Genomic DNA, 8,996 nt, shown 5'->3' with positions numbered 1-8,996 from the left:
CGTATCGCCCAGATGCTGATAGCCATTACCGGTGACAAAGCCGCGGTATACCAGACCACTCATTTGCGCTTTAATATCAGACAGTGCCAGCGCCAGCGTCATGTCGACACGACCCTTCAGGAACTTGTTAATATTGAACACGCTGGTCAGAATCTGCTCGACCTGTTTGGCGATAGTCACCACAGTTTCGTTCAATTCAGCACGCACTTTGTCGCGTAGCTGCTCGAAATTCTCCTGTTGCCATGCCGGACCGCCCGCTTCCGCCATCAGTTTGTCGACACCACAAGCGATGCAGTCATCAATCAAATCCAGCACTTTGCCGTAAGGATTGAAGTACAAGCCGAGTTTAGCTTTGTTGGGCAGTTTCTCGTGCAGATACTTGATTGGCGACGGAATGTTCAGCAGCAGCAGGCGACGCTGGCCTCGCCACATCATCTTATGCTGCTCAAGCTCGTTGTCGAACAGGCGAATGGCGACACTGTCTTTCTCGTCGACCAGTGCGGGCCAGGCTTTAACCTGATAGCTGCCGCGTTTCTGCTCGTAACTTTGCGGCAAATCACCAAAGCTCCAGATGTGCAGTCCGCTCTGCTCCAGCCCATCGTCTGCGACTTTCGACAGCGTTTCCTGCACTTTACCTTTCAATACCTGCTTTAATTGATGCAGATCTTTGCCTTCCTGCAGCTTGCGATTGTGTTCATCCACAATGCGGAAGGTCATTTTCAGGTGATCGGGCACCTGATCCCACTGCCAGGCTTCACGATCAATGGTCACCCCGGTCATGCGGCGGAACTCGCGCTCCAGCGCATCCAGCAGCGGTAACTCCATCGCTTTTACACGACCAAGGAAAGCTTCTGCGTAGTTCGGTGCAGGCACCAGATTACGGCGCGTCGGTTTTGGTAACGATTTAATCAGTGCAATCACCAACTCACGGCGGACACCGGGGATCTGCCACTCAAAACCCCCCTCTTCAACCTGATTCAGCAACGGCAACGGAATGTGAACGGTAACACCATCGGCATCCGCGCCGGGCTCAAACTGATAGCTCAGTTTCAGCTTCAGATTGCCCTGATGCCAGAAATTCGGGTAATCGAGCTGGCTGACTTTATCCGCGCCATCTTTGATCAGCATCTGCTTATCAAAACTCAGCAGGTCAGGATTGTCCTTGCTCGCCTGTTTCCACCAGCTGTCAAAGTGGCGAGCAGAGACCACATCAGCGCCAATGCGGCGGTCGTAGAAAGCAAACAGCGTTTCATCATCGACCAGAATGTCACGACGACGTGATTTGTGTTCCAGATCTTCCACTTCACTGCGCAGTTTGAGGTTGTTGCGCATAAACGCATGACGCGTCTGCCAGTCGCCTTCCACCAGCGCGTGGCGGATAAACAGCTCACGACTGAGTGGCGCATCAATGCGGCTGTAGTTGACCTTACGCGCCTGCACAATTGCCAGGCCATACAGCGTGACTTTTTCTGTCGCCATTACCGCGCCCTGGGCTTTCTCCCAGTGCGGTTCGCTGTAGCTGCGTTTAATCAAATGCTGGGCCAGCGGTTCGATCCATTCGGGATCGATACGTGCGGCCACGCGGCCCCACAACCGGCTGGTCTCCACCAGTTCCGCGACCATGGTCCACTTCGGCGGCTTCTTAAACAGGCCGGAGCCAGGGAAAATGGAGAAGCGGGCATTACGCGCGCCGGTGAATTCCTGCTTCTCATTGTCTTTCTGACCAATATGCGACAGTAATCCGGTCAGTAAGGCGCAGTGCACTTCACGATAGGGCGCGGGTTCGCTGTTAACCGGCATACCCTGTTCACGCACCACCTGACGCAGTTGTGTGTAGATATCCTGCCATTCACGCACGCGCAAATAGTTGAGGAAGTCGGTTTTACACTGACGACGGAAGTGATTGCCCGACAGCGCTTTTTGCTGCTCCTGCAGGTAATTCCAAAGATTTACATAAGAGAGGAAGTCCGACTCTTTATCGGCAAAACGACGGTGTTTCTCATCCGATGCCTGCTGTTTTTCACTCGGGCGCTCGCGAGGATCCTGAATGGATAAGGCCGCGGTGATGATCATCGCTTCACGCACGCAGCCAAATTTTTGCGCTTCCAGCACCATGCGCGCCAGGCGCGGGTCTACCGGTAGTTGCGCCAGCTGGCGGCCAGACGTCGTCAGCTTGTAGGTTTCATCCTCACTTAGCGTGATAGCGCCCAACTCTTCCAGCAAGCGCACGCCATCCTGAATATTGCGCTTATCTGGCGCTTCGACAAACGGAAATGCGCCGATATCGCCCAGGCCGAGCGCCGTCATTTGCAAGATAACCGACGCCAGGTTGGTACGCAGAATTTCCGGATCGGTAAACGCCGCACGACTGAGGAAGTCGTCTTCAGAGTAGAGACGGATACAGATCCCTTCCGACACACGTCCGCAACGCCCTTTACGTTGATTGGCGGATGCCTGAGAAATCGGCTCGATCGGCAGGCGCTGCACCTTAGTACGATAGCTGTAGCGGCTAATGCGCGCCGTACCGGGATCGATAACGTATTTAATGCCCGGTACGGTGAGTGAAGTCTCGGCCACGTTGGTGGCCAGCACGATGCGGCGTCCACTGTGTGACTGGAACACCCGGTTCTGTTCGGCATTCGACAGCCGCGCATACAGCGGTAGGATTTCGGTGTGCGGGATATCGCGCTTCATCAGCGCATCGGCGGTATCGCGAATTTCGCGTTCACCACTCATAAAGATCAGGATATCGCCACGGCTCTCGTGACCTAACTCATCGACCGCGTCAAAAATCGCCTGCAGCTGATCGCGGTCGGTATCGTCAGCGTCTTCCACCATTGGGCGGTAGCGTACTTCGACCGGATAGGTCCGGCCTGAGACTTCAATCACCGGCGCATTATGGAAGTGGCGAGAGAAACGCTGCGGATCGATGGTCGCCGAGGTGATGATCACTTTCAAATCGGGACGGCGCGGCAGCAGCTCACGCAGATATCCCAGCAGAAAATCGATGTTCAGACTGCGTTCGTGCGCTTCATCGATGATGATGGTGTCATATTGCAACAACTGACGATCCTGCTGGATTTCCGCCAGCAGAATACCGTCGGTCATCAGCTTCACTTGCGTCGTGTCGCTGACCTGGTCGTTAAAGCGCACCTTATAACCGATAGTGCCGCCGAGCGAGGTTTCCAGCTCATCGGCAATACGGTTGGCAACGGTACGTGCCGCCAGACGGCGCGGCTGCGTATGACCAATCAACCCTTTGACACCACGCCCGAGCGCCAGACAAATCTTCGGTAGCTGGGTGGTTTTACCTGAACCGGTTTCCCCGGCCACAATCACCACCTGATGATCGCGAATCGCCTCGGCTATTTCTTGCTGCTTTTGACTGACCGGCAGATTCTCCGGGAAGGTGATGCGTGGCGTGGCCGCCGTGCGCTGGGCAATGCGCAGTTCAGCGGCAGCAAATTCGGCTTCTAGTTCTGTTGCAATGCCCTGCTGCGCGGCTGGATTTTTCACCTTCGCTGCGCCATGCAAACGGCGCTGCAAGCGCTGGCGGTCGCGCAGCATCAGGTTATCGAGCCGCGTCCAGAGTGGGGCCAAAGGGGAAGTGACGGATGATGACATAGTGGTGTGTTACCTGTGGTCGCGGCGAGCCTGGCAAAGTGCGCTCGATGCCGGCTGAAATTTCCCGGCGGATTCAATCAATTATTGCCCGGCATAATAGCACACTCTGGACAACCTCACCCGACCGGACGTGCGACCTTATTCAATAATTTCGAACATAGGTCTCGAAATATTGCGCTTTTACCTCGCGGAGGATCTCCGTAGAGTGTAACGCATTGAGCGGTAAGCCAACCGCGTAACGCACAGGAAAATACCATGAGCAAAGTTTTAGTTCTGAAATCAAGCATTCTGGCCGGTTACTCTCAGTCAAACCAACTGGCTGACTTCTACGCTGAAGAAGCGCGCGCCAAAGGTAATGAAGTGACTGTTCGCGATCTGGCTGCTCAGCCCATTCCGGTTCTGGATGGCGAGTTGGTTGGCGCACTGCGTCCTTCTGATGCTCCGCTGTCTCCACGTCAGCAGGAAGCCCTGGCGCTGTCTGATGAGCTGATTGCAGAACTGCAAGCGCATGACACTGTGGTTATCGCTGCGCCAATGTACAACTTCAACATCCCTACTCAGCTGAAAAACTACTTCGACCTGATTGCGCGTGCTGGCGTGACTTTCCGTTACACCGAAGCAGGCCCGGAAGGTCTGGTCACCGGTAAACGTGCCGTGATCCTGTCAAGCCGTGGCGGTATTCACAAAGATACCCCAACCGATCTGCTGACCCCATACGTGAAATTGTTCCTGGGCTTCATCGGCATCACCGATGTGAACTTCGTGTTCGCTGAAGGTATTGCTTATGGTCCAGAAGTGGCGACCAAAGCGGCTAACGACGCGAAAGACGCCATCAAGCAAATTGTTGCTGCGTAATCTTAAGAACGTGATGAATACCCGAGAATAATGGGTATGATGCCGTCTTTGCCGGGCCTGAGTGCCCGGCTTTTTTATGGCTGTGACTCAGATAATGATGGGTTTTACTTACGTAACCACTGCCCGTTGATACCGCGCACATACTCACCGCTGCCCGCGCGACTCACCAGCTTTTCGCCCGCGATACGTGCCACTTCACTGGTGCTCAGATTGTTCTGCTGCGCGACGCGCTGATATTGTTGCATACGGCCATCATTAATCCGTTTCACCAGCGCCAGGGTTTCATCATCCTGTTGTCGCGCCGCCACATAGCCACTGAGTGTTTCCCCCACGCGTCCCTGCTGCCGCGCCTCGTCCAGCGTCAGCGCCCACGCTGAAGGCACCAGCAGCAGCGCCAGCAACAATGCCATCGCTTTCGATTTCATCATGCCTCTCCTCAAAACAGGCCGCTTTGATTTTTCAGCAACGCTTCCACATCTTTATCGACCTTAATGTGGATTTCATGTTCGATCTTCACGTTCATATTGATGGTGATCGGCTCTTTCGGTGCCGCCACTTCAATGCGCGGCACGCAACCGATCAGCGGCAGCCCAGCTGCCAACACCAGCAATGCCCTGAGGCTCATGGTTGGGGATCCTTCTTCGATGGCAGGGTGGCATTTTGTTCCACCCAGGATTGCAAATTATCGCCAAAGCGCAGGCTGCGCCACAGCTGGAACAGATTTTCCTGATGCCGATAGTTGAGGTTAATCGACTGTCGGCGATTACTAAACTGACTGGTGCCTTTCACTTCGGACTGCATCGTGAGATTGCCGAAGTTATCGAGGTCCAAAGTGGCCCATGAACGGGAAATCTCCATGTAGCGCAGCCAGTCCATGGCGGCTCCCGCAGCAAAGTTATTACTGACGATGGCATCCGCCATATCTTTATCCATGCGGAAGGTCAGCGGGCCGCTGTTAGCAATCCAGCCCTTTTCAATCAGCCATTGCGGATTATTCACCCACAGCGGTAGCTCACCATTCACTTTGCCCGACATGGCAAACTGCTTCGGTTTGATTGCCGTGATCAGCCTGCTAAGGTCAATCTCGCGCAGTGCAACGCGCGCGGGCTCATGCTGCGGCATCCTCAGCTCTGGCATGCTGACATGGCCGCCTAAGAGATCGAGATTCACGTTACTGAGCGTCAACGGCTGGCGTTCCTGCCATGGGTAGTGGCCCTGCAGATCGGCAGTGATGTTCTGCAACGCAAACTGATTTTTGACCTCAGCGATGCGCAGTGAAACCGGACCGCGACGCCCTAACTGCCATTGGTGATCCTTGAGACGGAACGGCAGCGTGAAGTCGATGCCATTGATTTCACTGTCCGGCATCCACACGCTGCCCTTTTTCACTGCCCAGAAACCACCGGCTTCAAAGCCCTGTTTGGTGGCCGCAGAAAACGCCATTTGTGCCCGCAATTCACCTGACTGAATGCGCATCTTCAAATCGCTACTGAGCAACGGCTGGAACACCGTCAATGATTGTGCTGGCCACCAGGCCTCACCACGCAGACGTTCACCATCCCAGCGCCCGTGAACCCGCACCGGGCCGATATCCTCAGCAGTAAGTTGCCCACGCCAGATAAAGCGACTCGGATCGCTGCCCTTGGCCTCAAAGCGCAGTTCTGAAGGCGGCAACCACCCGCCATAGCTAAACTGCGTCTGACCGGATTTCAGGGTAAAACCCCCGTTGAAAGCCGGATGCGCGACGTCTCGCTGCCAGCGCACCGGTGCGGTTAAGGTCAGGCGCGGTTTGTCGACTTGCACCATGCCATAGGCTAATTGATCAAAGCCGGTATTGAGTGTGTCCAGACTGATTAACGTATCCTGCCAGCTACCCGTGCCCTTCACATCCCATTTGGCATTGAGCGGCTGCATCATTCCATCGCCCCAGTATCGCCAGTTCCAGCGTCCGCTGTCTGGCCAAAAATCGCTGGCGCGGCCATCAAGATGCAGCGTGAAGCGACCGAAGTTGGGATCGTGAGCTTTTAGAATTGCTTGTAATCTGCCATTGATACCGCGCGAGGCAAGTGTCACGCCCGCTAACGGCCAGCGTGCTTCATCCACTTCCAGCGTCGAAAGCAAGCGTCCACGCAGGCGCAGCAGCGCACCTTGCTTAAGTGTGATTTGCGGATCGGTCAACATGCCGTGCAATATGCCCGGCATGCTGCCGAACAACTGCAGGTCGGTAAACTTACTTTCGCCGGTCAGCTGGAACGGTAACGCGCTGTCGGTAAGGCTCAATGTGCCCGGCCCGACACTCAGCACCAGGTTACCCTTACCGCCGCGGCCTTGGGTAAGCAGATTGAACCGCCCGCTGACCTGGGTGTTTTCCAGCCCCTGCTGCCAGTTGTCGAGAGTGAGCGCCAAACCACCCGACAGCGGTTGGTCAGCTTGCGGCCAGCGCCAATGTCCCTGAGTGATACGTATCTGCTGCGCATCGACCAGCCATGGTAACTGCAACAACGGCTGATCGTCACCCTGCTGATTAATCACCAGCGTGCCTTGCTGCTGCTGCCAGTTAAGCGTCATCGCCAGCGGCTGCGGCCACTGCGTCAGATTGACATCACCGCTGAGTTCACCCGCCACCGGCAAACCGTTAGCAAAGGTGGGCAGCGTAAGATCACCGTGCAAATCGAGCGGTTTTGGTAGCAAAGGATGACTGAGTTGGAATTGTGCGATCTGCAGTTGCTGCCCCTGCAAACGTGCATCCAGTTGCAGGTTATCGCCCTGATAATGTAACTGCTGGACGCTTTTGTCGAGGCTGAGATCAAAACGGCCGGCATATTGCTGCCAGGGTAAAATACTCAGTTGCTCCAGATGGATATCGGCACCCGGTAACATGTGTTGCCATTCGGCCAGACTGCGCGGTGCACCGCTGGAATCGCTCTGTGGCAGGGCTTGCAGGCATTCACTGTTGAGCTGTACGGCCTGTGCACTGAGCTGCCAGCGTTTATGTTGCCAACCCAGCGCGACATCTTTGACATTCGCCAGCTCGCAGTCACCAGCTAGATAGCTTACCGCCGGAAAATGCACGCCGCCGTTATGCCAGCGCGGTGAACCATTGAGCTCAACGCGGGTATTTTCCGGCAGCCAGATACCCGCCAGACGCGGCAACCATTGCGTCAGCGTCAGCAGTAATCCCAACAGCAGCAATATCAGCGCCAGTAGCGCAGCAAGTGTTCGACGGAGGCCCCGCGACATGGCAGTTAACTATCCTGTTCTTTACGCAATCCTGACGGAGATGATGTCATGTTATGCCCGGCAAATGAAGGTGTTAGCTATATAGCCTGGCTGAAGATCAGCAAAATGATGCAGAAAACGTTATTCTGTGATGATACCGACGTTGCATTTTTCAGGAGCGAAATAATGAAAGTTGCGGTTTACAGCACCAAACACTACGACCAGAAATACTTTGAACACGTCAATGCCAGCTTTGGATTTGGGCTGCAGTTCTTTGACTTCCTGCTGAGTGAAACCACGGCCAAAAACGCGGCGGGCTGCGATGCGGTGTGCATTTTCGTTAATGATGATGGCAGTAAAGGGGTGCTGGAGGAGCTGGCGGCACTGGGCGTGAAAACCATCGCGCTGCGCTGTGCCGGATTTAATAACGTCGACCTTGAAGCGGCTGCCGCCCTCGGTTTGCAGGTGGTACGCGTACCGGCCTATTCGCCGGAAGCGGTGGCTGAACACGCGGTGGGGTTGATGATGACGCTGAATCGCCGCATTCACCGCGCCTATCAACGCACACGTGATGCTAACTTCTCGCTGGATGGCCTGACCGGTTTCAATATGCACGGCAAAACGGCGGGTGTGATTGGCACCGGTAAAATCGGTGTGGCGACCATGCGCATCCTGAAAGGCTTTGGCATGCGTTTACTGGCGTTCGATCCTTATCCAAGTGCTGCTGCACTCGAACTGGGTGCCGAGTATGTCGATCTGAAAACGCTGTTTGCCGCATCCGATGTGATTACGCTGCATTGCCCAATGACGCCGGAAAATCATCATCTGCTCAATGCACAAGCCTTTAACCAGATGAAAGATGGGGTGATGATCATCAACACCAGTCGTGGTGGCCTGATCGACTCACAGGCAGCCATTGATGCGCTGAAGCAGCAAAAGATAGGTTCGCTCGGTATGGATGTGTACGAAAATGAGCGCGATCTGTTCTTTGAAGATAAATCGAACGATGTGATTCAGGACGATGTCTTCCGTCGCCTGTCAGCCTGCCATAACGTGTTGTTCACCGGCCATCAGGCATTCCTGACTGCCGAAGCCCTGACGGCAATTTCCGAAACCACGCTCAGCAATTTACAGCAGCTTGAACGTGGCGAAGACTGCCCGAATCAGGTGAAAGCGTAAAGATGTGGCGCCTGCCTCAGCGGGCGCACTGTCCACCCATCAGCGCCTGCTCGTCACAACGACGGCCATTGGCTAACTGACACATGCCAATACGCGATCCATCCAGCTGGCGTGAAAAC

General features: G+C 55.1%; 7 protein-coding genes. 2 read left to right on the top strand and 5 right to left on the bottom strand.

What is annotated here, in order from left to right; translation table 11 throughout:
- A partial coding sequence (hrpA, locus tag H7A81_RS23065; protein ID WP_182058828.1) for an ATP-dependent RNA helicase HrpA occupies positions 1 to 3,624 on the bottom strand: 3,624 nt, incomplete at its 3' end.
- Positions 3,625 to 3,879: 255 nt separating this feature from the next.
- Between hrpA and azoR the strand changes: the two genes are divergently transcribed.
- The gene (gene azoR, locus H7A81_RS23060; protein ID WP_034821315.1) at positions 3,880 to 4,479 is read left to right on the top strand and encodes an FMN-dependent NADH-azoreductase; all 600 of its coding nucleotides are present in this window, start codon (positions 3,880 to 3,882) and stop codon (positions 4,477 to 4,479) included.
- A gap of 104 nt (positions 4,480 to 4,583) precedes the next feature.
- On the opposite strand, the gene H7A81_RS23055 is transcribed toward azoR, so the two are convergent.
- From H7A81_RS23055 to H7A81_RS23045, 3 genes are read right to left on the bottom strand one after another with little or no spacing between them, the layout of a single operon-like run.
- Positions 4,584 to 4,904: a YdbL family protein gene (locus H7A81_RS23055; protein WP_034821318.1), complete on the bottom strand. Its 321-nt coding sequence runs from the start codon at positions 4,902 to 4,904 to the stop codon at positions 4,584 to 4,586.
- 11 nt (positions 4,905 to 4,915) lie between these two features.
- A complete protein-coding gene (locus H7A81_RS23050) occupies positions 4,916 to 5,104 on the bottom strand; it encodes a YnbE family lipoprotein (RefSeq protein WP_013509194.1) in 189 nt (62 codons plus the stop codon).
- Positions 5,101 to 7,719 carry a YdbH family protein gene (locus tag H7A81_RS23045; protein ID WP_182058827.1) on the bottom strand — a complete coding sequence of 873 codons (2,619 nt, stop codon included), beginning with the start codon at positions 7,717 to 7,719 and terminating at the stop codon, positions 5,101 to 5,103. Before H7A81_RS23045 ends, H7A81_RS23050 begins: the two co-directional genes overlap by 4 nt.
- Positions 7,720 to 7,884: 165 nt before the next feature.
- Between H7A81_RS23045 and H7A81_RS23040 the strand changes: the two genes are divergently transcribed.
- Positions 7,885 to 8,877: a 2-hydroxyacid dehydrogenase gene (locus tag H7A81_RS23040; RefSeq protein ID WP_182058826.1), complete on the top strand. Its 993-nt coding sequence runs from the start codon at positions 7,885 to 7,887 to the stop codon at positions 8,875 to 8,877.
- Positions 8,878 to 8,893: 16 nt separating this feature from the next.
- On the opposite strand, the gene H7A81_RS23035 is transcribed toward H7A81_RS23040, so the two are convergent.
- Positions 8,894 to 8,996, bottom strand: a 103-nt coding sequence (locus tag H7A81_RS23035) for a DUF333 domain-containing protein (protein WP_182058825.1), incomplete at its 5' end; no start/stop codon positions are given.

It is taken from the genome of Pantoea sp. ME81 (assembly GCF_903970985.1).
GTDB lineage: Bacteria > Pseudomonadota > Gammaproteobacteria > Enterobacterales > Enterobacteriaceae > Pantoea > Pantoea communis.
This window is presented reverse-complemented; position numbering and strand designations above follow the sequence as displayed.

What these genes read in the sequence shown, in the direction of transcription:
- H7A81_RS23045 (WP_182058827.1), bottom strand. Translation starts at nt 7,719, where the DNA reads ATGTCGCGGGGCCTCCGTCGAACACTTGCTGCGCTACTGGCGCTGATA.
- H7A81_RS23040 (WP_182058826.1), top strand. Translation starts at nt 7,885, where the DNA reads ATGAAAGTTGCGGTTTACAGCACCAAACACTACGACCAGAAATACTTT.
- H7A81_RS23050 (WP_013509194.1), bottom strand. Translation starts at nt 5,104, where the DNA reads ATGAGCCTCAGGGCATTGCTGGTGTTGGCAGCTGGGCTGCCGCTGATC.
- azoR (WP_034821315.1), top strand. Translation starts at nt 3,880, where the DNA reads ATGAGCAAAGTTTTAGTTCTGAAATCAAGCATTCTGGCCGGTTACTCT.
- H7A81_RS23055 (WP_034821318.1), bottom strand. Translation starts at nt 4,904, where the DNA reads ATGAAATCGAAAGCGATGGCATTGTTGCTGGCGCTGCTGCTGGTGCCT.